Origin of the sequence: Pseudomonas sp. GGS8, from assembly GCF_024168645.1 — a bacterium.
Lineage (GTDB): Bacteria > Pseudomonadota > Gammaproteobacteria > Pseudomonadales > Pseudomonadaceae > Aquipseudomonas.
Genome location: NZ_JALJWF010000001.1, coordinates 1,294,276 through 1,317,574, shown reverse-complemented (window position 1 = coordinate 1,317,574; position 23,299 = coordinate 1,294,276). Strand labels below are relative to the sequence as shown.

General features: G+C 60.7%; 20 protein-coding genes and 1 riboswitch. Of the genes, 13 read left to right on the top strand and 7 right to left on the bottom strand.

Translation table 11 applies throughout. The annotated features are described in order from the left end of the window. Positions 1-29: 29 nt before the first annotated feature. The 4 genes from J3D54_RS05785 to J3D54_RS05770 form a co-directional block, all read right to left on the bottom strand. A complete protein-coding gene (locus tag J3D54_RS05785; RefSeq protein WP_253417062.1) occupies positions 30-998 on the bottom strand; it encodes a metal ABC transporter ATPase in 969 nt (322 codons plus the stop codon). Positions 999-1,030: 32 nt separating this feature from the next. Continuing rightward, complete coding sequence (locus J3D54_RS05780) at positions 1,031-1,843, bottom strand: aldo/keto reductase (RefSeq protein ID WP_253417061.1); 813 nt, start codon at positions 1,841-1,843, stop codon at positions 1,031-1,033. After that, positions 1,840-3,015 (bottom strand): FAD-binding oxidoreductase, encoded by a 1,176-nt coding sequence (locus J3D54_RS05775; RefSeq protein WP_253417060.1) that lies wholly within the window; start codon positions 3,013-3,015, stop codon positions 1,840-1,842. Before J3D54_RS05775 ends, J3D54_RS05780 begins: the two co-directional genes overlap by 4 nt. 138 nt (positions 3,016-3,153) lie before the next feature. Then, on the bottom strand, positions 3,154-3,486 hold the full coding sequence (locus tag J3D54_RS05770; RefSeq protein WP_007939639.1) for a multidrug efflux SMR transporter: 333 nt from the start codon (positions 3,484-3,486) through the stop codon (positions 3,154-3,156). 102 nt (positions 3,487-3,588) lie between these two features. On the opposite strand from J3D54_RS05770, the gene J3D54_RS05765 reads away from it, so the two are divergent. Then, the gene (locus J3D54_RS05765) at positions 3,589-4,479 is read left to right on the top strand and encodes a LysR family transcriptional regulator (RefSeq protein ID WP_253417059.1); all 891 of its coding nucleotides are present in this window, start codon (positions 3,589-3,591) and stop codon (positions 4,477-4,479) included. A 22-nt stretch (positions 4,480-4,501) separates the two neighbouring features. Continuing rightward, positions 4,502-5,782: a lipid IV(A) 3-deoxy-D-manno-octulosonic acid transferase gene (waaA, locus tag J3D54_RS05760; RefSeq protein ID WP_253417058.1), complete on the top strand. Its 1,281-nt coding sequence runs from the start codon at positions 4,502-4,504 to the stop codon at positions 5,780-5,782. Positions 5,783-5,839: 57 nt separating this feature from the next. On the opposite strand, the gene J3D54_RS05755 is transcribed toward waaA, so the two are convergent. Next, positions 5,840-7,282: a TolC family outer membrane protein gene (locus J3D54_RS05755; protein WP_253417057.1), complete on the bottom strand. Its 1,443-nt coding sequence runs from the start codon at positions 7,280-7,282 to the stop codon at positions 5,840-5,842. 192 nt (positions 7,283-7,474) lie between these two features. After that, positions 7,475-7,580: riboswitch (TPP riboswitch) on the top strand. Between the two features lie 166 nt (positions 7,581-7,746). On the opposite strand from J3D54_RS05755, the gene thiC reads away from it, so the two are divergent. Further along, entirely contained in the window at positions 7,747-9,636 is a 1,890-nt protein-coding gene (gene thiC / locus J3D54_RS05750; RefSeq protein WP_253417056.1) for a phosphomethylpyrimidine synthase ThiC, read from the top strand. Positions 9,637-9,733: 97 nt separating this feature from the next. Next, positions 9,734-11,026, top strand: a complete 1,293-nt coding sequence (gene cytX / locus J3D54_RS05745) for a putative hydroxymethylpyrimidine transporter CytX (protein ID WP_253417055.1) — start codon at positions 9,734-9,736, stop codon at positions 11,024-11,026. Here cytX and J3D54_RS05740 read toward each other — a convergent pair. Further along, a complete protein-coding gene (locus tag J3D54_RS05740; RefSeq protein WP_253417054.1) occupies positions 10,995-11,741 on the bottom strand; it encodes an RsiV family protein in 747 nt (248 codons plus the stop codon). The genes cytX and J3D54_RS05740 overlap by 32 nt on opposite strands. A 229-nt stretch (positions 11,742-11,970) precedes the next feature. On the opposite strand from J3D54_RS05740, the gene J3D54_RS05735 reads away from it, so the two are divergent. The 9 genes from J3D54_RS05735 (at position 11,971) to J3D54_RS05695 (ending at position 21,393) form a co-directional block, all read left to right on the top strand. Beyond that, positions 11,971-12,588, top strand: a complete 618-nt coding sequence (locus J3D54_RS05735; protein WP_253417053.1) for an NUDIX domain-containing protein — start codon at positions 11,971-11,973, stop codon at positions 12,586-12,588. After that, entirely contained in the window at positions 12,579-13,031 is a 453-nt protein-coding gene (locus tag J3D54_RS05730; protein ID WP_253417052.1) for a DUF1249 domain-containing protein, read from the top strand. The genes J3D54_RS05735 and J3D54_RS05730 overlap by 10 nt, the downstream gene beginning before the upstream one ends. Positions 13,032-13,142: 111 nt before the next feature. Continuing rightward, a complete protein-coding gene (gene cpdA / locus J3D54_RS05725) occupies positions 13,143-13,958 on the top strand; it encodes a 3',5'-cyclic-AMP phosphodiesterase (protein ID WP_253417051.1) in 816 nt (271 codons plus the stop codon). 204 nt (positions 13,959-14,162) lie between these two features. After that, positions 14,163-14,771, top strand: a complete 609-nt coding sequence (locus tag J3D54_RS05720) for a YqiA/YcfP family alpha/beta fold hydrolase (RefSeq protein WP_253417050.1) — start codon at positions 14,163-14,165, stop codon at positions 14,769-14,771. 42 nt (positions 14,772-14,813) lie between these two features. Further along, entirely contained in the window at positions 14,814-16,721 is a 1,908-nt protein-coding gene (gene parE / locus J3D54_RS05715) for a DNA topoisomerase IV subunit B (RefSeq protein WP_019582186.1), read from the top strand. Then, complete coding sequence (locus J3D54_RS05710) at positions 16,721-17,710, top strand: esterase-like activity of phytase family protein (RefSeq protein ID WP_253417049.1); 990 nt, start codon at positions 16,721-16,723, stop codon at positions 17,708-17,710. Before parE ends, J3D54_RS05710 begins: the two co-directional genes overlap by 1 nt. Beyond that, positions 17,707-18,228 (top strand): TIGR02281 family clan AA aspartic protease, encoded by a 522-nt coding sequence (locus J3D54_RS05705; protein ID WP_018928522.1) that lies wholly within the window; start codon positions 17,707-17,709, stop codon positions 18,226-18,228. The genes J3D54_RS05710 and J3D54_RS05705 overlap by 4 nt, the downstream gene beginning before the upstream one ends. 10 nt (positions 18,229-18,238) lie before the next feature. Next, the gene (gene parC, locus J3D54_RS05700; protein WP_253417048.1) at positions 18,239-20,503 is read left to right on the top strand and encodes a DNA topoisomerase IV subunit A; all 2,265 of its coding nucleotides are present in this window, start codon (positions 18,239-18,241) and stop codon (positions 20,501-20,503) included. A 176-nt stretch (positions 20,504-20,679) separates the two neighbouring features. Further along, entirely contained in the window at positions 20,680-21,393 is a 714-nt protein-coding gene (locus tag J3D54_RS05695; RefSeq protein WP_253417047.1) for a membrane integrity-associated transporter subunit PqiC, read from the top strand. Positions 21,394-21,640: 247 nt separating this feature from the next. Here the strand turns inward: J3D54_RS05695 and J3D54_RS05690 are convergent, their stop codons facing one another. Next, positions 21,641-23,170, bottom strand: a complete 1,530-nt coding sequence (locus J3D54_RS05690; protein WP_253417046.1) for an AhpA/YtjB family protein — start codon at positions 23,168-23,170, stop codon at positions 21,641-21,643. Positions 23,171-23,299 lie beyond the last annotated feature (129 nt).

Sequence of the window (23,299 nt, the reverse complement as noted above, 5' to 3'; positions counted from 1 at the left end):
AGGCTGCGATCTTTTGCTTTTGTGATGCTTCAAGAGCTGACTTTCTTACGCGGCACGATTCTTTTCAGCAGTTGCTTCGCCTTCCCGCGTAACCGGGCTAAACCCGAGTCTTTCCCCGGTGGGGTCAAACCCTGCTGCCGCACCCAATCCTTCCAGCGAATCCGCTCATCCCTCACCAGCCAGCCTTCCTGCCGGGCAAAACTCTCCGCCAGATACAGCCCGCGGGTACTCGCGGGGTACAGTTGATCCTTTTTCAGGGTATAGAGCTCAGCCATCGGCTGACCGTCCTGCAGTGGCATCAGGTACAAATCGGGACGTTTGCGATCGAGCCGGGCCACCAGTTGATCGCCCTCCAGCCGTTCGTCGACATGGAACAGGCTCAGGGATTTGGCTTCCTTGGGCACGTCCAGGCGCAAATCGTAGATCAATTGCAGCGATGCTGTCGGCAAGTGCACGTAGGCCCGGGGACGTTCGATCAGCGGCATGTTCGCGCAGCGCACCGGCCGCGCCGAGCCGGATAGTGGTGTCAGGCGAAACGGCAGGGCTTCGCGGTAATGCAGGGCTGCCGAGTAGGGCGCTGGCAGCCAGGTTTCGTTGAAGCGCCCGCTGAGCCAGCCTTCCGGCGTTTCCAGCAGGCATTCTTCGGCAATTTCCTGGGTTGCCGTGTGCAGCGGCAGGTTCAGCTCATGGGCCGGCACGTAACCGGAGATCAGCTTGAGCACCACATCGCCGCGGTCTTGTCGACGCTGACGCACCAACACCCAGTAATCGCGACTCTGCCAATGCAGGGTCAGGCGCACCGAAACCCCGAGGTTCGCCAGCTCCAGGGCAAACCGCTCGCTGTCGGCTACCGTCACCGGGCGACGACGTTGCAGGGTCTGGGAGAAATTCAACGGCATCCCGACGCTCTGATAACTCAAGCCTTCGGGTGTGGCTTCGACGAACAGCGGCAGGGTCTTGAAGTTGTTCGGGTTCTTTCTGATCAGCGTACGCGGCATGTCGGCTCCTGCTTAAGGCCGCGTGGGCGGCATCAATGGCTACGAAGGACCTGGGCAACGGTCGCGACGTTATGGGCGAGGTGCAGCGGATTGATGGTCCCGACAATAGCACTGGCTACACCCGGGTGTTCAAACAACAACTCGAAGCTGGCACGCACCGGATCAATGCCCGGGCTCAGGCAGACGTGGCCGCTGGCCAGGGCTTTCTTGACCAGGATTGCTTTGCCGTGAGCAGCAGCATAGTCAATGACTGCCTTCTCGTTCTGTTCGTTCAGATTGTAGGTGACCATCGCGCAATCACCTTGTTCCAGAGCCTTCAAACCACCTTCGACGGTTTTTCCGGAGAAGCCGAAGCCGCGAATCTTGCCTTCGGTCTTGAGCTCCGCGAGGGTGGCGTAGACCTCGCTGTCGTTAAGGATCGCCAGGTCGTTGCCGTCGGAGTGCACCAGCACCAGGTCGATAAAATCCGTTTCCAGACGTCGCAGGCTGCGTTCCACCGAGAACCGGGTATGCGCGGCGCTGAAATCATGGCGGGACTGCCCGTCGGCGAACTCTTCACCGACCTTGCTGACGATTACCCAGTCCTGACGCTGCCCACGCAGCAACGGGCCGAGACGCTCTTCGCTGCGGCCATAGGCCGGGGCGGTGTCGATCAGGTTTATGCCCAGGTCGCGCGCGAGTTTGAGCAGCATGCGGGCTTCGTCGTCGCCGGGGATCTGAAAGCCGTTGGGGTATTTCACCCCTTGATCGCGACCAAGTTTCACTGTGCCCAGGCCCAGGGGCGATACCAGCAGGCCGGTGCTGCCCAGCGGGCGATGCAGGTCATGCAGGGTCGGTTGGCTCATGGCAGCAGTTGCTCCCAGGCAGGGGCGCCTATCGGCGGTTTCGGCAGTTCCGGCAGCGGGGCCGGATGGCTCGGCTGAATACCGTCGCGTTGCAGTGTGGCGAAGACGCGGTCGGCGAAGTCCGGTGCCAGGGCAAGTTTGGTCGGCCAGCCCACCAGCAGACGATTCTGCTCGGCGAGGAAGGCGTTGTCCGGGCGGGTCAGGCCCGATTGCAGCGGCTCGGCGCGTTCGACCCGCAAGGTCGCCCACTGTGCGGTGCTCAGGTCGATCCACGGCAGCAGTTGGCCAAGTTCTTTCTGGGCAGCGGCAATTTGCGCGGCTGGCTCGCGGGCCACGCCTTCGGCTTCGGCGATGTCGCCTCCCACGTACCAGACCCACTGGCCATCGGCGGCCGGGTGAGTGGTCACGGTGACGCGCGGCTTCGGCCCGCCGCCCAGGCAGTGGGCGTACAGCGGTTTGAGGCTCGGGCCTTTGACGATGATCATGTGCAGGGGGCGGCGCTGCATGGCCGGTTGGCTCAGGCCCAGCGCGGTCAGCAGGTCAGCGGTGCCGGCACCGGCACTGAGAACGATGCGCTGGGCGCGGATTTCGCGTTCGTCGACTTTCAAACCGACCAGTTCGCCATTCTCCAGCAGCGGTTCGATGTGTTGACCGGCCAGCAGACCGTCGCCAGCCAGGTCAGCCAGGCGCTGAATCAGGCTTGGCACGTCGACCACCAGTTCCGTCAGTCGATAAACCTTGCCCTTGAAGCGCTTGTCTTGCAGCGCCGGCGGCAATTGATCACCTTTGACCTGATCGACCCGCCCGCGCACGGCTTTGCTGGCGAAAAAGCTGGTGAGGTTGCCAGCGAGGGTGCCGGGGGACCAGAGGTAATGGGCATCGGACAATACGCGCACGCCGGACAGGTCCAGTTCGCCGTCGCCGGCCAGTGCTTCACGCCAGCGACGCGGCATGTCGGCAATGGCTTCCGAGGCGCCGGTCAGGGCACCGTGCAACGCGTACTTGGCACCGCCGTGGATGATGCCCTGAGACTTCAGGCTCTGCCCGCCACCGAGACTGGCGCTTTCCACCAGCACGGTCGAAAAGCCCTGGCGGCGCAGGCGCGCATTCAGCCACAGGCCGGCGACACCAGCGCCGACAATCAGAACGTCGGTGGAAATAACGGATGGCATGCAGCGACCTCAGTGTTCAAGACGAGGGCGCAGTATACAGACTCGATGCGCAGGAGATTTGTTGGTGATCAATAGAGCGGATGCAAAACCTGTGGGAGCGGCGGTGCGGTGCTCCCACAGTAAATGGTGCTTCGGGTTTTAATGTCCCGCGGTCTTGGAGAACAGCTGAATAACCACGACGCCCAGCACAATCAACGCCATCCCCAGCATTGCCGGCACATCCAGTTTCTGCCCGTAGATAAACAGCGCCGCGACGCTGACCATCACGATGCCCATGCCGGCCCACACCGCGTAGGCCACGCCGACCGGAACGCTGCGCACCACCAGGGTCAGCATCCCGAAAGCAATGCCGTAACCGACGATGACCAGCAGCAGCGGCAGTGGCGTGCTGATACCCTTGACCGCTTTCATCGAAACGGTGGCGATCACTTCGGCGCAGATGGCGATGGCCAGATAGTAGTAAGCGGTCATGGGTCAATCCTCGTATGAAGTGTTGCTTCTGAGGTCGGCATTCTAGAGATCCGCCAGATGCGGTAAAGTCATTACCTATCTGTTCTGAAGATGGGTTGAGCCATGAACATGCAATGGAGTCTGGAACAGCTGCACTTGTTTGTCAGTGTCGCGGAACAGCGTTCCTTTTCCGCGGTGGCGCGGGATCAGCGCAAGGCGCAGTCGGCGGTCAGCAGTTCGATTGCGCTGCTGGAAGAAGACCTGGGCGTCAGCCTGTTCGATCGCAGCAGTGGTCGCCAGCCGAAACTCACCGAAGCCGGCACCGCGCTGCTTGAAGAGGCGCGGGAAGTGCTGCGCCAATGTGAGCGCCTCAACGGCCGGGCATTGGCGATGATGCGCGGTCAGGAAGCGAGTTTGCGGGTGGCCCAGGACGAGGCAATGCCTTATCAGGCAGTGGTTGAAAGCTTTGAAGCCCTGGCCGAACAATTTCCCAGTCTCGAAGTGCAGCTGACCAGTGCCGCCCAGGGCGACGTCGCGCGCAAACTGGTAGAGCGTCGGGCCGACCTGGGCTTGCTGTTCTATCACGAGCAGATTCCCGAAGCCCTAGAACGGCGGGTGCTGGGCAGCGTTGAAATGGTCACCGTGTGCGGCGTGGGGCATCCATTGGCGCCGCAGACGCGGGTCGATTGCCAGCAACTGGCGCAACATCGACAGTTGCTGATGTCCACGCAGTCCAGCGTCTATCCCGGCAGTGAGCCGGCCAGCCCGCAGGTCTGGCGCGCCGACAGTTTCTATGTGATGGCCGAATGGGTGATGCGCGGCCTTGGCTGGGCCTGGTTGCCGCGCCATGTGGTGCAGTACCCGGCGTATAAGAATCTGATGGTCGAACTGACCAGCGAATGGACGCCGCCGGCATTGATTGTGGAGCTGGTCTGGCGCCGCGACGAGCCTCTCGGCCCCGCAGCCCGTTGGCTGGCGGAACGTTTTGCCGTGCACTTGCAGGCGATCGGCTAAAAAACCGATAAACTCCGCCGCCATGAATAGAACTCTCTACACCGCGCTGTTTTACCTGGGGCTGCCATTGGTAGCGATTCGGCTTTGGCTGCGGGCGCGCAAGGCGCCGGCATACGCCAAACGCATCGGCGAACGTTTCTCCCTCGCGCTGCCGGCGATGAAGCCGGACGGCCTCTGGGTGCATGCGGTGTCGGTGGGCGAAAGCATCGCCGCGGCGCCGATGATCCGTGCCTTGCTGCAGCGATATCCGACGCTGCCGATTACCGTTACCTGCATGACCCCGACCGGGTCCGAGCGCATCCAGGCGCTGTTTGCCAACGAACCGCGCATTCAGCACTGCTATTTGCCTTATGACTTGCCTTGCGCTGCGGCGCGATTCCTTGATCGGGCCCGGCCGAAACTGGCAGTGATCATGGAAACCGAACTCTGGCCCAACCATATCCATCAGTGCGCCAAACGTGGAATTCCCGTGGCCCTGGCCAATGCGCGACTGTCTGAGCGCTCGGCCAAAGGCTATGGTCGCTTCCATAAACTGACCCAACCGATGCTCGCCGAGATGAGTTTGTTCGCGGTGCAGACCGAAGCCGAGGCGCAGCGTTTCCGCGATTTGGGTGCGCGCCCGGAAACGGTCGAAGTGACCGGCTCGATCAAGTTCGACCTGACTATCGACCCGCAATTGCTGCAGCGTGCTGTCGACTTGCGCGGACAATGGCAGGCGCAGGAGCGCCCGGTGTGGATCGCGGCGAGTACCCATGAAGGTGAAGACGAAGTGGTGCTCGATGCCCATCGTCGGCTACTGGCTAATCATCCCGATGCCTTGCTGATTCTGGTACCGCGTCATCCGGAGCGCTTCAACCCGGTGTTTGAGTTGTGCCGGCAAAAAGGTTTCGCCACGGTGCGGCGTTCGACGGGCGAGCCGGTGACCGCAGACACTTCGGTGCTGCTGGGTGACACCATGGGCGAGTTGCTGTTTCTCTACGCCTTGGCCGACAGTGCTTTCGTCGGTGGCAGCCTGGTGCCCAACGGCGGCCATAACCTGCTGGAGCCGGCGGCCTTGGCCAAACCGGTGCTCAGCGGGCCGCACCTGTTCAACTTCCTCGAAATCGCCGCGCAGTTACGCAGCGCCGGAGCGTTGGCCGAAGTCGATGATGCCGAAAGTCTGGCGCTGGCGGTGCAGCGGCTGTTCGAACTGCCGCGCGATGCACAGCGGATGGCGGAGGCGGGGCTGAAGGTGATGCGCACCAATCAGGGCGCGTTGCAGCGCTTGCTGGATGGGTTGGGGCGGTTGATCGACAAGACTTGAGTTTGTCACCCACCCATGGTGGCGAGGGAGCAAGCTCCCTCTCCACAGGTTTACCTTTTATTGATGAGCGGGATTAGCTCGTAACTGCTCCGCCGCAGCCTTCGCCAGATCCGGCGGCAAGAAGTCCTTGTCCGGGTTGTAGTCGGCTTTGAGATAACGCGTCAGGTCCTGCAAATCCCCCGGGTTCAAAGTGCCGGCGGCCTGCTTCAGGCGCAGATTGTCGAGGATGTAGTCGTAGCGCGTGTTGTTGTAGTTGCGCACCGAGGTGTAGAGCTGACGCTGGGCATCGAGTACGTCGACGATGTTGCGCGTCCCCACCTGATAACCGATTTCGGTTGCCTCCACTGCACTCTGGTTGGAAATGATCGACTGCCGACGTGCCTGCACCTGCTCAACGTCGGTGTTGACGGCGCGGTGCAGGTTGCGGGTGTTTTCCACGACCTGGCGACGCAGGGCTTCACGTTGTTGTTCCGTTTGATCCAGCCGTGAATAAGACTCACGCACCTGGGAGCTGGTGAGCCCGCCGCTGTAGATCGGAATGCTCAATTGCAGGCCGACGGTGCGTTGTTCCACATCGCCGCCGTAACGCACGCCGGTCGCGCTCGGGTTGGTAAAGCCGAGGGCGTCGTTGTCACCTTTCTTGTATTGCGCGACTGCATCCAGAGTGGGCGCATGCCCGGCCTTGCGCTGCTTGAGGGTTTCTTCGGCGGCGCTCACCGCGTAGTTGCTGGCCAGCAAGTTCAGGTTCTGTTTGGCAGCGGTATCGACCCAAGCCTTGGCGTCGTTTGGCGCCGGCGGCAGGATCGGCAAGGTGTGGACAATGCCCTGAATCGAGTTGTACTGACGGTTGGTCAGGGTGATCAGTGCTTCGAACGCGTCATCCACCTGACGTTGAGCAAGAATCCGGTTGGCCCGCGCCGTGTCGTAACTGGCCTGGGATTGCAGCACATCGGTCTTGTCCGACAGGCCGACGTCGAAGCGCTCGTTGGACTGGTCGAGCTGGCGTTTGAACGCTGCTTCTTCGGCCTTGGTCGAGGCCAGGTTGTCCTGGCTGCGCAGCACGTTGAAGTAGCTTTCGGCACTTTGCAGGATCAGGTTCTGTTCGGTGGCCGAGAGTTGCAAGGCGGCCTGTTCGTTGACGTCCTTGGCGGCCTGGAACTGGAACCAGCGGTCGGCGCGGAAAATCGGTTGTGACAGGGTTGCCTGATACACCGTGCCGCTGCGGGTCGAGGTCACCGATGGCTGATCGAGCGCGGTACGGGTGTTGTTCATATCGGCACCGGCCGACAGGTTGGGCAGCAGCCCGGCGCGGGCCTGAGGTACGACTTCCTTCTGGGCGCCGTATTGGGCACGGGCGGCGGCAATATCGGCGTTGTTATCCACCGCTTCCTGATAGACGCTGACCAGGTCGGTCTTGGTCGATAAGGGCGCTTCTGCTGCCCAAGCCATTCCATTGGACGCACAAGACACGGCAAGGGCCAGTGAGAGTTTGCGCAGCATGAGGCCATCCCTAAAAATTACGCTGATAATTTGAGCGCCAAGGCTACGGCGCGGCGCCCTGCAGCGTCAAGGCGCGGCGCGGCGTAGCGAGTGTAGTTGCACGTACGTACGACAACAATCCGCTAATTGCGCCATTCATCATGGTGTTTACCGCGGTATTGGCGTTCTTTGCCGGTTATGTCTAGACTGGCCGAGTTCTTGTCGGGGTGCCTTGCTATGAGGCTGAGATCGAATAATTTCGGATCCCGTTGAACCTGATCAGGTTAGCGCCTGCGTAGGGAACAAGATTTCTCGTCACCCGGCGAGTCCTCTTGTGCTTCGTCCGGGATGTTGTTCGACCATCGAACACCCCTCGAGCATCGAGCACAGCACCTGCTGGAATCTCCAGCGCCCGTGCGTCCATTCGTTTACAGGTTCGCTCCGACAAAAATCCACTGCCTGGATGTGTGTCTGGAGAGCCCGTGATGACTACAAAATCAAAAATCGCAACCAACCTGAGTGACTCGGCCAAGGTCGATCAGCAATCGGTTCAGCCGTTTACCCGCTCGCAAAAAATCTATGTTCAGGGCACACGCCCGGACATCCTCGTGCCAATGCGCGAAATCAGCCTGGATGTGACCCCGACCGACTTCGGCGGTGAAATCAACGCGCCGGTGGTGGTGTATGACACCTCGGGCCCGTACACCGACCCCAACGTCATCATCGACGTGCGCAAAGGCCTCGCCGATGTGCGGTCGCCGTGGATCGAGTCCCGTGGCGACACCGAGCGCCTGTCCGGCCTGAGCTCCAATTTCGGCCAGGAACGCCTCGCCGATCCGGAACTGACCAAGCTGCGTTTCGCCCACGTCAACAACCCGCGCCGCGCCAAGCCGGGTGCCAACGTCAGCCAGATGCACTACGCCCGTAAAGGCATCATCACCGCCGAGATGGAATACGTCGCCATCCGCGAAAACATGAAGCTCGAGGTGGCCCGCGCCGCCGGCCTGCTGGACCAGCAACACGCCGGCCACAGCTTCGGCGCCAGCGTACCGAAAATCATCACCCCGGAATTCGTCCGTGAAGAGATCGCCCGCGGTCGCGCGATCATTCCGGCCAACATCAACCACACCGAACTGGAACCGATGATCATCGGCCGTAACTTCCTGGTGAAGATCAACGGCAACATCGGCAACAGTGCCTTGGGTTCGTCCATCGAAGAAGAAGTGGCGAAACTGACCTGGGGCATTCGCTGGGGTTCGGACACGGTCATGGACTTGTCCACCGGCAAACACATTCACGAAACCCGCGAATGGATCATCCGTAACTCGCCGGTGCCGATCGGTACCGTGCCGATCTATCAGGCGCTGGAGAAGGTCAATGGCGTCGCCGAAGACCTGACCTGGGAGCTGTTCCGCGACACGTTGATCGAACAGGCCGAGCAGGGCGTCGACTACTTCACCATCCACGCTGGCGTGTTGCTGCGCTACGTACCGCTGACTGCCAAGCGCGTGACCGGCATTGTCTCCCGTGGTGGTTCGATCATGGCCAAGTGGTGCCTGGCGCATCACAAGGAAAACTTCCTCTACACCCATTTCGAAGACATCTGCGAAATCATGAAGGCCTACGACGTCAGCTTCTCGCTGGGCGATGGCCTGCGTCCGGGCTCGATTGCCGACGCCAACGATGAAGCGCAATTCGGTGAGCTGGAAACCCTCGGCGAACTGACCAAAATCGCCTGGAAGCACGACGTGCAGTGCATGATCGAAGGCCCGGGCCACGTGCCGATGCAGTTGATCAAAGAGAACATGGACAAGCAGCTGGAGTGCTGCGACGAGGCGCCGTTCTACACCCTCGGCCCACTGACCACCGACATCGCGCCGGGTTACGACCACATCACCTCCGGCATCGGTGCGGCGATGATTGGCTGGTTCGGTTGCGCCATGCTTTGCTACGTGACGCCGAAGGAACACTTGGGCCTGCCGAACAAGGATGACGTGAAGACCGGGATCATCACCTACAAGATCGCCGCTCACGCCGCCGACCTGGCCAAAGGGCATCCGGGTGCACAGATTCGCGACAATGCCTTGAGCAAGGCGCGCTTCGAATTCCGTTGGGAAGACCAGTTCAACCTGGGTCTCGATCCGGATACCGCACGCTCGTACCACGATGAAACCCTGCCGAAGGATTCGGCCAAGGTCGCGCACTTCTGCTCCATGTGCGGGCCGAAATTCTGCTCGATGAAGATCACCCAGGAAGTCCGTGAATACGCGGCCAACCAGCGGATCGAAACCGTCGATGCCGACGTCGCCAAGGGACTTGCGGAGCAGGCTGAGCGGTTCAAGCAGGAAGGTAGTCAGCTGTACAAGAAGGTTTGATCTGATCCGAAAGGTCGGGGCCTGAGAGGGCCCCATCGCGGGCTTGCTCGCGATAGCGATCAAAAAAACAACAAATGTTCCTCTGAGATAACACCCCTTGAGCATTCAACCCAGCACTTACTCCCCGGATACCGCGGTGCCGACCGACAAACGTGTCTTCGGCGGCCGTGATCTGTTTTCCCTGTGGTTCTCCCTCGGCATCGGCCTGATGGTGTTGCAGACCGGCGCGCTGCTCGCTCCGGGTCTGGGCCTGTCCGGCTCATTGCTGGCGATTTTTCTCGGCACGCTGGTTGGTGTGCTGTTACTGGCCGCTGTCGGTGTGATCGGCAGTGACACCGGCCTGTCGGCGATGGCCGCACTCAAACTCAGCCTCGGTGCAAAAGGCGCGAGCCTTCCGGCGGTGCTTAATCTGCTGCAACTGATCGGTTGGGGTTCGTTCGAAATCATCGTGATGCGCGACGCCGCCAGCCTGCTCGGCGCCCGTGCATTCAGCGAGGGCAGCCTGTGGTCGAATCCGCTGCTATGGACGCTGTTCTTCGGTGCGCTGGCCACCTTGCTGGCGGTCAGCGGCCCGCTGACTTTCGTGCGCAAGATCCTGCGCAAGTGGGGCATCTGGCTGTTGCTGGCCGCGTGCATCTGGCTGACCTGGAACCTGTTCGCCAAGGCCGATCTGGCAGCGTTGTGGGCGCAGGCCGGTGATGGTTCGATGCCGTTCGCCGTGGGCTTCGACATTGCGATCGCGATGCCGCTGTCCTGGCTGCCGCTGATTGCCGACTACTCACGCTTCGGCAAGCGTGCGAAGAATGTGTTCGGCGGTACGGCGTTGGGTTTCTTTATCGGTAACTTCTGGCTGATGAGCCTGGGCGTGGCGTACACCCTGGCGTTCGCGCCGAGCGGTGAAGTGAATGCCTTGCTGTTGGCGCTGGCCGGTGCGGGCCTGGGGATTCCGCTGCTGCTGATTCTGTTGGATGAATCAGAAAATGCTTTTGCCGATATTCATTCGGCGGCGGTGTCCAGCGGGATTCTGCTGCGTTTGAAAGTCGAACATCTGGCCTTGGCCATCGGTGTGATCTGCACGCTGATCGCTTGCCTGGCGCCATTGGCCCAGTACCAGAATTTTCTGCTGCTGATCGGTTCGGTGTTTGCACCGCTGTTCGGTGTGGTGCTGGTGGACCACTTCATCCTGCGCAAACGCAGTGCTCGTGTGGCATCGGCTGCCTTGCGCTGGCCGGCGTTGCTCGCCTGGTTGGGCGGGGTGAGCACCTATCACTTGCTGGCCAATCTCTATCCGGACATTGGCGCAACCCTGCCGTCTCTGGTACTGGCAGGGCTGCTGCAACTGCTGCTCGGTCGAGCCTTCAGCTACGGCCGGGAAACAGCTCAGGCTTGAGAATGCCGTTCAGGCGTGGGTAGGGGATCTTCAGTTCGACGTGGCCCAGCGCGTAAGGCGCGAGGGTGCTCACTTCGTACTTGAGGATCACCCCGCCGTAGGTCAGCGCCACGTTCTGGGTTTTCACGAAGGGCCAGCTCTTGACGAACTCCGGCTCCTGATCGAGTTTGGTGCTGATCAACCAGCTGTTGTGCGCCACTTGGGCCGCTTTCCAGAACGCTTCTTCCTGCCCCGGGATCACCATGTCCGATAGCGTCAGCACCTTATGCTGCTGACGCGAGTAGTTGATGAAGCCGCGGCCCGGCGTGCCATGGGCACCGCCGTTGTCCAGGTAGCTGGACAATTCAATGATCACCAAGCCGTCATGCTGCTCACGTACCTTGGCTTGCAAGTAGCTGCTGTAGCGCGGTTCGGCGCTGTTCAAAAACTGCTCGCGATACGCTGCCAGCGTCGGTGCTGCAGGGGTGTCGGGCGAGGTGCGGGTCATTTGCAGCAAACGTTTTTCGATGATGCCGTCAAGCGCAGGCTCAGCCGGGAAGCGCAGCGTATCGATGTTCACCAGTGGGCAGTCAGGGTTGGTGCAACCCGGTTTCAACTGTTCGGAAGCGTCGCGGGTGGTTTCCAGCGGCGCCCGGTAATTGGGCTGGAAAAGACTCTGGCACGCACCCAGGGTCAGGGCGATGGCGGCCACGGAGGCGATCTTGAAAAGCGACATGGGCGTCCTTAATGAAGCAGGGGAAGGCGAAAAGTTACCGGCTTCGACTCTCAACGAAGCAGTCAGTTCGCCACTAAGCTAATTAGAGTTGGTTTCGCCCTCACCGTCTATCCCGCTGACTGTAAAGGGGCTGCATCAAACATCGCGGGCGCGTTAGGATGGCGCGAAGTCGAGGTTGCAAGTAACAAAAAGGAGCCTCGTAACGGATTTGCAGTAAACGAGGATTGTCATGACTGATTTTGCCAACGCCATTCCGACCGCCGTTGATATCGTTCGGCGCGAAAAGTGCTACGAGGGCTTCTACAAACTCGACCGCGTGCACTTGCGCCACGAATTGTTCGACGGCGGCATGAGTCGCGAGATCAATCGTGAAGTGTTCTTGCGCCACGATGCAGTGTGTGTGCTGCCTTATGATCCACAGCGCGACGAAGTGGTGCTGATCGAGCAGTTTCGCGTCGGCGCCATGGGCAAGACCGACAATCCGTGGCTGATCGAACTGGTCGCCGGTCTGATCGACAGGGATGAAATACCGGAAGAAGTTGCTCACCGCGAAGCGCAGGAGGAAGCTGGACTTGTATTCGGGGCGCTCTGGCCGATGACCAAATATTTTCCATCGCCGGGCGGCAGTAACGAGTTTGTGCATTTGTACCTGGGGCGTTGTGACAGTGCCGGGGTTGGCGGCCTGCATGGGCTGGAGGAAGAGGCAGAAGATATTCGCGTCACGGTCTGGGCTTTCGAAGATGCCCTGCAAGCCGTGCGCGACGGACGTATTGCCAACGCGGCGAGCATCATTGCCTTGCAGTGGCTGGCTTTGAACCGCGTGGAAGTGAGGGGGTTATGGTCGTAAACAAGCTGCGCGATCGCTATCGGGTCGACCTCGCGGGGCTGCAAGCTTCTTGCGAGGCCAACTACGCGCGCCTGATGCGGCTACTGCCGGACATGCGCAACGATCCGGCGGCCCGGCGCATTGCCGTGACCCAGGGTGATCAGATGCTTGGCGTGCTGGCCCTGGAAGTGCTGCAAGCCTGTCCATACACCACCACCCTGCAAGTGCGTCAGGAACACAGCCTGCCCTGGTTGCCGGTGCCGCAACTGGAAGTGCAGGTGTATCACGACGCGCGCATGGCCGAAGTTATCAGCGCCGAACATGCACGACGCTTTCGCGGCATCTATCCTTACCCGAACGCCGCGATGCATCAGCCAGACGAAAAGGCTCAACTCAATCTGTTCCTGGGGGAATGGCTGAGTCATTGTCTGGCTTGCGGACACGAGTACGCCGTTGTGCGCTAAGAGTGCTGTGTAGTTGTGAACTGCTTCAGGTTCACAGGTTTCCTCTTTTGATCGTCCCCCAGCATAATTGCGGCACTTTCCAATCCCGTGATCACGCCCTGGGAGAACGCCTTGCCGAGCGTATCCACTTTGACCACCGCCGATCCGGCGTTGCTGGTGCAACTCTCCGACAGTCATCTGTTTGCCGAGGCGGACGCGACGTTGCTGGGCATGAATACCCGTGACAGCCTGCAACAGGTGATCGAGCTGGTATTGAAGCAGCAACCGCAGATCGATCTGATGATTGCCACTGGCGATCTGTCCCAGGACGGGACGCTGGAGTCATACCAGCTGTTTCGCGACCTCACCCGGCAGATCGATGCCCCGGCGCGCTGGATTCCCGGTAATCATGATGAGCCGCGGATCATGGCCGAGGCGGCGGTGCAGAGTGCGCTGCTGGAGCCGGTGGTGGATATCGGCAACTGGCGGGTTACATTGCTCGATTCGGCGGTGCCGGGGTCGGTGCCGGGGTATTTGCAGGATGAGCAATTGCAATTGCTGGCCCGCTCGTTGAGCGAAGCGCCGCAGCGGCATCATCTGGTGTGCTTCCATCATCATCCGGTGTCGATCGGGTGTGCGTGGATGGAGCCCATTGGATTGCGCAATCCAGAAGCGTTGTTCGCGGTGCTGGATCGATTTCCGCAGGTGCGTGCGGTGCTTTGGGGGCATGTTCATCAGGAGGTTGATCAAGTGCGCAACGGTGTTCGCCTGCTCGCATCGCCCTCGACCTGCATCCAGTTCGAGCCGGGCAGCGACGATTTCAAGGTGAGTGAGCAGGCACCGGGGTATCGGTGGTTGCGGCTGTTGCCAGATGGGCAGCTTGAAACTGGCGTTGAGCGCGTGACCGGGTTCGATTTCCAGATTGATTACGGTTCCAACGGCTACTGATTTCTTTGTCATTTTCAAAGGCCGAGGCGCGGCCATCGCGGGCAAGCCCGCTCCCACAGGGGATTTGTGAGCACCTCAGATCCGTGTGGGAGCGGGCTTGCCCGCGATGGCGTCGGCTCAGGCAACATGAATCCCACGCATATCCCCGATTCCCCCGACTCCCTGTAAACTCCGCCTTCTTTACCCGACGCACAGGGAGCTCAAATGTCTGGTTCGATCCTTTATATCCACGGTTTCAACAGCGCGCCTGCATCGAAAAAGGCCTGTCAGTTGATGAATGTGATGGAGCGGCAGGGCTTGAGCGATCAGTTGCGTGTGCCGGCCTTGCATCACCATCCTCGCGAGGCCATCGGTCAGCTGGAGCAGGCGATTGCCGAGCTGGGGCGGCCACTGCTGGTCGGCAGCTCACTCGGCGGCTACTATGCGACTCACTTGGCCGAGCGCCATGGCTTGAAAGCCCTGTTAATCAACCCTGCCGTCAGCCCGCACCGGATGTTCGACGGATTTCTGGGGACGCAGAAAAACCTGTATACCGGTGAGACCTGGGAAATGACCCACGACCACGTGACGGCCCTGGCCGAGCTGGAAGTGCCGGCGCCCCAGGATCCGCAGCGGTTTCAGGTGTGGTTGCAGACTGGTGATGAAACGCTGGATTATCGCCTCGCCCAGCAGTATTACCGGGCCTGTGCCTTGCGCATTCAGGCCGGCGGCGACCATAGTTTCCAGGGTTTTGCCGCGCAACTGCCGGCCATACTGAGTTTTGCCGGCATCGGCGCAGATTTGTATCAGGCAATCGATTTCACAGCACTGTGAGTCCTTGCCTCTTTTTCACTGGAACACTGACGACGAGACCCCATGGCCACTCCCAGCGCTAGCTCTTATAACGCAGACGCCATCGAAGTCCTCTCGGGCCTCGACCCGGTGCGCAAACGCCCCGGCATGTACACCGACACCAGTCGGCCGAACCACCTTGCCCAGGAAGTCATCGACAACAGCGTCGATGAAGCCTTGGCCGGGCACGCGACGTCGGTGCAGGTCATCCTGCACGCCGATCACTCCCTGGAAGTCAGCGATGACGGCCGTGGCATGCCGGTGGACATTCACCCGGAAGAAGGGGTGTCGGGTGTCGAGCTGATCCTCACCAAACTCCACGCGGGCGGCAAGTTTTCCAACAAGAACTACCAGTTTTCCGGCGGTTTGCACGGGGTGGGTATTTCCGTGGTCAACGCCTTGTCGACCGAAGTCCGGGTGCGTGTAAAACGTGACGGCAACGAATACCAGATGACATTCGCCGACGGTTACAAGAAAACCGAGCTGGAAGTCATCGGCACCGTCGGCAAGCGCAATACCGGCACCAGCGTGTTCTTCGCACCGGACCCGAAGTATTTCGATTCGCCGAAATTCTCCATCAGCCGCCTCAAGCACGTACTCAAGGCCAAGGCCGTTCTGTGCCCGGGGTTGCTGGTCAGTTTTGAAGACAAGGCCACCGGCGAAAAAGTCGAATGGCATTACGAAGACGGTCTGCGCTCCTATCTGGTCGACGCCGTCAGCGAATTTGAACGCCTGCCGGACGAGCCGTTCTGCGGCAGCCTGGCCGGTAACAAGGAAGCGGTTGACTGGGCGCTGCTGTGGTTACCGGAAGGTGGCGACAGCGTTCAGGAAAGCTACGTCAACTTGATCCCGACCGCCCAGGGCGGTACTCACGTCAATGGTCTGCGTCAGGGTTTGCTCGATGCCATGCGCGAGTTCTGCGAATTCCGCAGTCTGTTGCCGCGTGGTGTGAAGCTGGCGCCAGAAGACGTCTGGGAGCGTATCGCGTTCGTGCTGTCGATGAAGATGCAGGAACCGCAATTCTCCGGTCAGACCAAAGAGCGCCTGTCATCGCGTGAAGCGGCCGCCTTCGTTTCCGGTGTGGTCAAGGATGCCTTCAGCCTGTGGCTTAACGCCAACCCGGAAACCGGCATGTTGCTGGCCGAGCTGGCAATCAACAACGCCGGCCGCCGTCTGAAGGCCAGCAAGAAGGTCGAGCGTAAACGCATCACCCAAGGGCCGGCATTGCCGGGCAAACTCGCTGACTGCGCCGGGCAGGACCCGATGCGTTCCGAACTGTTCCTGGTGGAAGGTGATTCCGCCGGTGGTTCGGCCAAGCAAGCGCGAGACAAAGAGTTTCAGGCGATCCTGCCTTTGCGCGGCAAGATCCTGAACACCTGGGAAGTCGACGGCAGCGAAGTGCTGGCCAGCCAGGAAGTGCACAACATCGCTGTGGCGATTGGTGTCGACCCCGGTGCGGCGGACATGAGCCAGTTGCGTTACGGCAAGATCTGCATCCTCGCCGACGCCGACTCCGATGGTCTGCACATCGCAACCTTGCTTTGCGCCTTGTTCGTCCAGCATTTCCGCCCGTTGGTGGATGCCGGTCACGTCTACGTCGCTATGCCGCCGCTGTACCGCATCGACTTGGGCAAAGAAATCTACTACGCCCTCGACGAGGCCGAACGCGATGGCATTCTCGATCGCTTGGTGGCCGAGAAGAAACGCGGCAAGCCGCAGGTCACCCGATTCAAAGGCCTGGGTGAAATGAACCCGCCGCAGTTGCGCGAAACCACCATGGACCCGAACACGCGGCGTCTGGTGCAACTGACGCTGGGTGAAGATTTCGCCGAGACCTCGGAAATGATGGACATGCTGCTGGCGAAAAAACGCGCAGGTGATCGCAAGACCTGGCTGGAATCCAAAGGCAACCTGGCCGAGGTTCTGGGCTGATGCGGTTTGGCTGGGCCTTGGCGTGTGCGTTGCTGCTGACCTCGGTGACGATTTGCGCGGAGCCCGCGCCAGAGCTGCGCCTATTGTCCGAACATGCCGTCGATGGCATGCGCGGCGGCAATCTGTCGGGGCTGGCCCAGTGTGGCAAGGAGCTGTGGACCGTTTCGGATCGCGACGATGATCAAATCTATCGCCTCGACACGCGCGCCACCACTTGGCAAGCCGAAACCCTGCACATCGACGTACCCTTGGTACCCGACACCGGTTTGCCTTGGGGCTTGCGTGCGCGGACTTGGGCGGCATCGTTCGTGCGGGGCGGGGATCTGGATTTCGAAGGCATCACCTGTGACAGCGCGGGCAATCGTTACATCGTCAGCGAAGGCCACGCCGCGGTGTTGCAAGTACCGCCAACCGGGCCTGCGTCCTGGCTGAAAATCTCGCCGATGCTGGTTCGCGAAGCGCGGGCCAGCGGCCTGTTGATGCACTTCAATGCATTATTCGAAGGTCTGGCGATCAATCCGGCCGGTGACACGCTGTGGCTGGCCGCCGAACGTGAGCGCCGCGGTTTGCTGCTGATCAAGCGCCAGCAAACAGTGTGGGACTGCGACGGTAGCTGTGTGCTGCTGAGTGAAGGCGGGGCGGAAATGCAGCCGGCGCAATTTCCCCACGCCAGAGCGCGCCCTCGGGATTTTGCCGACCTGTCATTGTTCGACGGCAAGCTGTTTACCCTTGAGCGCAACGCCTTTCAGATCTGTCGCCGTGATGCGGTGACGACCAAGGTCGAGCGCTGCTGGTCGTTTGCTGCCGAAGCCTTGCAGGAAAACCGTCGTTATTCACAGCCCTTTGGGCTGGCGGAAGCGTTGATCGTGGACGTAGACGGTGCCTGGATCGGTATCGACAACAACAACGGTGCGCGCGCCGACGGTGAAGTACGGCCGATTGTGTGGCGCTTTGCCGCGCCTGAAGGTGGCTGGAGTGCCAAGCCATGAGTCAACAGCCGCCGGGCAAGCGCGCCGGTCGGGTGTTGATGGTGCTGGCCTGGGGCGCCGCGCTGTTTCTGGCGACGCGGTTCTTCGGTCAATGGGAGGAGCGTCAACAGAATCCCAACACCGTCGTCAGCTCTGAGCAGGGTCAAGGTTTTATCGAAGTGAAGCTGATCGGTAACAGCCAGGGGCATTTTGTCGCCACCGGCCAGATCAACGGCCAGCCCGTGGAGTTCATGCTCGATACCGGCGCGACCGATGTGTCGATCCCGGCCGAAATGGCTGAACGTTTGAAACTGGAAAAAGGCTTCGGGGTGACCCTGAGCACGGCCAATGGCTTGAGCGAGGGCTATCGAACCCGCCTCGACCGGCTGCAACTGGGCGCCATCGTGCTGCGTGACGTTCGCGCGCTAGTGGCGCCCGGTTTGCACGGCAATCAAGTGCTGCTCGGCATGAGCGCACTGAACAAACTTGAATTTACCCAGCGCGGTGGCACCATGCTGCTGCGCCAGACCACGAAATAATGAGGCCCGCATGAGCGACTCCCTTGATCTCAGCCTGGACGGTGTAGAACGCCGGTCACTGGCTGACTTCACCGAAAATGCCTACCTCAACTACTCCATGTACGTGATCATGGACCGTGCCTTGCCGCATATCGGCGACGGCCTGAAACCGGTACAGCGACGCATCGTCTATGCGATGAGCGAGTTGGGGCTGGACGCCGATTCCAAGCACAAGAAGTCGGCGCGTACCGTCGGTGACGTGCTCGGTAAATTCCACCCTCACGGCGACTCGGCGTGCTACGAAGCCATGGTGCTGATGGCCCAGCCGTTCAGCTACCGCTACACGCTGGTCGACGGCCAGGGTAACTGGGGTGCGCCGGACGATCCCAAGTCCTTCGCGGCCATGCGATACACCGAAGCGCGGCTGTCGCGTTATTCCGAAGTGCTGCTCAGCGAACTGGGCCAGGGCACCGCGGACTGGGGCCCGAACTTCGACGGCACCCTGGAAGAACCTCTGGTGTTGCCGGCCCGTTTGCCGAACATCCTGCTCAACGGCACCACCGGTATCGCCGTGGGCATGGCCACCGACGTCCCGCCGCATAACCTGCGCGAAGTCGCGACCGCTTGCGTGCGTTTGCTGGACGAGCCCAAAGCTACGGTCGAGCAGCTCTGCGAACACATTCAGGGCCCGGATTACCCGACCGAAGCGGAAATCATCACGCCGCGTGCCGACCTGCTGAAAATCTACGAAACCGGTCGCGGTTCGGTGCGCATGCGCGCGGTTTACCACGTCGAGGATGGCGACATCATCGTGACGGCGCTGCCGCATCAGGTCTCTGGCGCCAAAGTGCTCGAACAGATCGCCGCGATGATGCAGGCCAAACCGTCGAAAGCCCCGCAGATCGCGGACTTGCGCGACGAGTCGGACCACGAGAACCCTTGCCGCATCGTAATTATTCCGGTCAACAGCCGGGTCGATCACGAAGCGCTGATGCAGCACCTGTTCGCGACCACCGAGCTGGAATCCAGCTACCGGGTCAACATCAACATCATTGGTCTGGACGGCAAGCCGCAGCTCAAGAACCTGCGTGCGTTGCTGGTGGAGTGGCTGGAATTCCGCGTGCGGACCGTGCGTCGGCGCCTGCAATTCCGCCTCGACAAGGTCGAGCGTCGTCTGCACCTGTTGGACGGTTTGCTGATTGCCTACCTCAACCTGGATGAAGTGATCCACATCATCCGTACCGAGGAGCACCCGAAGGCCAGCCTTATCGAGCGTTTCGCCCTGAGCGAAATCCAGGCCGAGTACATTCTCGACACCCGTCTGCGTCAGTTGGCGCGGCTGGAAGAAATGAAGCTGCGTGCCGAGCAGGATGAACTGCTCAAGGAACAGGCCAAGCTGCAAGCCCTGTTGGGCAGCGAAGCCAAACTGAAGAAGCTGGTACGCAGCGAGCTGATCAAGGATGCCGAAACCTATGGCGACGACCGTCGTTCGCCAATCGTCGAGCGCGCCGAAGCCAAGGCGATGACCGAGCACGATCTGCTGCCGAACGAGAAAGTGACGGTCGTGTTGTCGGAAAAAGGCTGGGTTCGCTCCGCCAAAGGTCACGACATCGACGCCACCGGTCTTTCCTACAAGGCCGGGGATGGCTTCAAGACCTCGGCTGCCGGGCGTTCCAACCAGTTTGCCGTGTTTATCGACTCCACCGGTCGCAGTTATTCGGTCGCGGCCCACACCTTGCCATCGGCCCGTGGCCAGGGCGAACCGCTGACCGGCCGTCTGACACCGCCGCCAGGAGCGAGCTTCGAATGTGTGCTGATGCCTGAAGACGACGCGCTGTACGTGATCGCATCCGACGCCGGTTATGGTTTCGTGGTCAAGGGCGAAGACCTGCAAGCCAAGAACAAGGCGGGCAAGGCCCTGTTGAGCCTGCCGAACAACGCCAAGGTCATTCTGCCGCGTCCGGTGGCCGATCGTGAGCAGAACTGGCTGGCCTCGGTGACCACCGAGGGTCGCCTGCTGATCTTCAAAATCAGCGATCTGCCACAATTAGGTAAAGGTAAAGGTAATAAAATCATCGGGATTTCCGGTGAGCGTGTTGCCAGTCGCGAAGAATATGTCACGGACATTGCTGTTTTGCCGGAAGGTGCAACATTGGTGCTGCAAGCCGGGAAACGTACCCTGTCACTGAAGGCGGACGACCTCGAACACTATAAAGGTGAGCGTGGGCGTCGCGGTAACAAGCTGCCACGGGGCTTCCAGAGGGTGGATGCGCTGTTCGTCGAAAACCTCAATTAAGCGTCCTAGAGCGCTCGATCTACGATTTAACGCGTAGATCGACGCTTTGGCGCTGGAGTCGGAACGCATATTCACGGATGATATGGCCTTTCAAGCGCCGGCGTAGCCGAGTGTTCTTCATATTTTTTGAGTATTTTCACTGTGGTGAGCCTTGTGGCTACCACCTGGATGGGACGATGACTGCTCTGCGCCTTCCTTTTATTTTGATGCTCGCTGGCGTTCTTGGCCTGGCGGGTTGCAGCGTGCACCAGCCGGTGTCGCTGTATCAGCTGGACAGCGGAAGTCCGGCTCAGCCTGCGCAAAGCGCGGGCATGGCGGTCTTGTTGGGCCCGGTAACGGTTGCGGACTACCTGCAACGCGAAACCTTGTTGCAGCGTCAGCCGGATGGCAGTCTTCAAGCATCGGCCGACGGTCGTTGGGCGGGTAGCCTGTCGTCGGACATCGATCAGCTGTTGCTGCGTCAGGTCGCCGGTCATCTGGACAGCCAGCGCGTTGTCCTGGCGCCTGCAACGGTAGGTTTCACGCCGGATGTCCAGGTTCTGTTGACGATCACGCGTCTGGACTCGGGTGAGTCGCAACCGGCGATCCTGGATGCGCAATGGCGCCTGATCGACCGTCGTGGTCAGGTGCGTGATAACCGCATCATTCATCTGCAGGAACAACACGCCGGCGGCACGGCTGCTCAGGTTCAGGCCCAGGGTGTGTTGCTGCAGCGTCTGGCCGAGCAACTGTCGACAGCGCTCAAGCCACTGGCCAACCAGCCACCCATCGCTGAGGCACCGCGCAAACCGGCTGCCAAACCGGTAGCACCGGCGGCGGAACCAGAGAAGCAACCGAAGATCCCGATGGCTTCGCCGATTCGTACGGATATGGAAGTGTTCAGGTTTTGAGCCTGGATTGATCCAAAGCAAAGCCCGCCTTGTGCGGGCTTTGTTGTTTCTGCAGGTTAGATATCTCTGGTGCCTGCTCTGGCTTCATCGCGGGCAAGCCCGCTCCCACATGATCTCTGCGAATACAAAACTTGTGTACGACACAGGCACTGTGGGAGCAGGCTTGCCCGCGATAGCGTCCGTGCAGGCAACAAAAAGCCCGCAGACAATCACTCGTCTGCGGGCTTCTTTACAGCGGGGCTAGTGTTTACGCCCGGCGTTCGTGCATCCGCGCCAGTTGCCGCTCCAGCATCGACGGATAAGGCTCCATCAGGCGTTCTACGCAGCACGCACCCTCAGGGCTTGCAATCGGGCGGATCCGCGCGCGCTGGCGAATCAGCGCGTCGTCGCTGATCTTGCGTTCCACCAGCAGCAGGTTGCGGCTGTGTTGCGACAGGGCCAGTGCATCCTGAGCGGTTTCGGTTAGCAGCAGGTCGATCTGGCTCAAGCCGAACAGTTCGTCGCCCAGTGTCAGGCCCAACTGCAATTGCAGGGTGATGCCGCTGTCGGCGACTTCGATCTGCAATTGATGGCCCAGGGCGCGCAGCAACTCACCGCAGCAGATGGCGTTGGTCAGGTAGTCATCGCCGCTGTCTTCGGTGTGGAACAGCATCAGGGTGCTGCCATCGTTCAGAGTGTGCAGTTCGCTCTGGTAGAGCGACGCCGCCTGATCGAGGCAATCGCGGTAGCGTTTGAGCAGCTCTTCCAGACGTGCGCGGGGCAGGCGACGCAGTTGATCCTGTGCGCCCAATTGTACCGCCAGTACCGCGCTGTGTTGAGGTACGTTCGATACCTGCGGCTTTGCGACGGGTTTTGGCGCATTGTCTGTCGAATCGTCACGCAGATCGGCAAACGGATCTTCGTCGTCCTCGTCATCTTCGACCGTGCTGACAATGCGCCGCGGCGCGGGCTTGAGGCCTGCCACCGGTCGGGTTTCATCGAAGCTTGGATCACGCAGGTTGCGAACTTCGAAGGCCGGATCGGTCTCTTCGTCGTCATCGCTGTCGTTGAACTCGGGCTCCGGAACGGGCTCGGGTTCGGCCGGCTCCGGCGCGAAATTGGCGTGCAGCTGACGAGCGAGATCGCCGACTTCATCCTGACGCTCGGTGGCCGGGGTGTATTCGTCGATATTGCGCAGCCACACGCGCAATTGCAGCAGCGGCGTGGAGATATTGCGGCCCAGGCGCAGGCTCAAGGCCAGGGACAGGGCCAGCAGAATCGCGCTCAGAATGCCCATGCTTTGCAGGCTGATCGTCATCGGCTGCTGGAACTGATCCATGTCCAGGCTGATGCGCAGTTGCCCGGCGGTCACGTCCTGGAAGGTGATCTTGCTCTGGTACATGCCTTCGGCTTCGCCCAGCAGGCCGTGCTTGGGACGCTGACCGGCTTCGGCGAGGATGCGGTTATCCACGCTGTAGATGGCAGCGTGAGCCACCAGCTTGTTCTTGGTCAGGTTGTTGAGCAGCACATTCAGGCTGAGGATGTCGTTGGACACCAACAGCTCTGTGGCCGACGTAGCCGTCTGGGTGGTCAGGCTTTCGCCCAGGGCATCCGCCTGCTCGTGCATGGCCTGCTTGAACTGCAAACCCATCACACAGGCATAGATCACCAGGGCCAGAGCGACCAGGATCACGTTATGGCTGGCAATGCGCAATGCGATCGGTACACGGCGATGACGCAGTGCCCGGAAGATCAGCAGAAAGAAGTTATCGGTTTTTACTGGCGTGGGCCGGTTCACTTGAGCTCGGCTCTTTGTCCGTGAAGTTGACGCGCAGTATAGCGACAGGCCCTAGGCCGTCAAAGCGCTCGCGGTGCCCGATGGTCACTGAAAATGGGTAGAATGCGGTTTTTTTCCACCTGCGGGGGT

Bases quoted from the DNA above. Each gene is read 5' to 3' on its own strand.
- J3D54_RS05770 (WP_007939639.1), bottom strand. From the start codon at position 3,486: ATGACCGCTTACTACTATCTGGCCATCGCCATCTGCGCCGAAGTGATC.
- J3D54_RS05765 (WP_253417059.1), top strand. From the start codon at position 3,589: ATGAACATGCAATGGAGTCTGGAACAGCTGCACTTGTTTGTCAGTGTC.
- parC (WP_253417048.1), top strand. From the start codon at position 18,239: ATGAGCGACTCCCTTGATCTCAGCCTGGACGGTGTAGAACGCCGGTCA.
- J3D54_RS05755 (WP_253417057.1), bottom strand. From the start codon at position 7,282: ATGCTGCGCAAACTCTCACTGGCCCTTGCCGTGTCTTGTGCGTCCAAT.
- J3D54_RS05740 (WP_253417054.1), bottom strand. From the start codon at position 11,741: ATGTCGCTTTTCAAGATCGCCTCCGTGGCCGCCATCGCCCTGACCCTG.
- J3D54_RS05720 (WP_253417050.1), top strand. From the start codon at position 14,163: ATGTCTGGTTCGATCCTTTATATCCACGGTTTCAACAGCGCGCCTGCA.
- thiC (WP_253417056.1), top strand. From the start codon at position 7,747: ATGACTACAAAATCAAAAATCGCAACCAACCTGAGTGACTCGGCCAAG.
- J3D54_RS05775 (WP_253417060.1), bottom strand. From the start codon at position 3,015: ATGCCATCCGTTATTTCCACCGACGTTCTGATTGTCGGCGCTGGTGTC.
- waaA (WP_253417058.1), top strand. From the start codon at position 4,502: ATGAATAGAACTCTCTACACCGCGCTGTTTTACCTGGGGCTGCCATTG.
- J3D54_RS05710 (WP_253417049.1), top strand. From the start codon at position 16,721: ATGCGGTTTGGCTGGGCCTTGGCGTGTGCGTTGCTGCTGACCTCGGTG.
- parE (WP_019582186.1), top strand. From the start codon at position 14,814: ATGGCCACTCCCAGCGCTAGCTCTTATAACGCAGACGCCATCGAAGTC.
- J3D54_RS05735 (WP_253417053.1), top strand. From the start codon at position 11,971: ATGACTGATTTTGCCAACGCCATTCCGACCGCCGTTGATATCGTTCGG.
- J3D54_RS05730 (WP_253417052.1), top strand. From the start codon at position 12,579: ATGGTCGTAAACAAGCTGCGCGATCGCTATCGGGTCGACCTCGCGGGG.
- J3D54_RS05785 (WP_253417062.1), bottom strand. From the start codon at position 998: ATGCCGCGTACGCTGATCAGAAAGAACCCGAACAACTTCAAGACCCTG.
- J3D54_RS05780 (WP_253417061.1), bottom strand. From the start codon at position 1,843: ATGAGCCAACCGACCCTGCATGACCTGCATCGCCCGCTGGGCAGCACC.
- J3D54_RS05705 (WP_018928522.1), top strand. From the start codon at position 17,707: ATGAGTCAACAGCCGCCGGGCAAGCGCGCCGGTCGGGTGTTGATGGTG.
- J3D54_RS05695 (WP_253417047.1), top strand. From the start codon at position 20,680: ATGACTGCTCTGCGCCTTCCTTTTATTTTGATGCTCGCTGGCGTTCTT.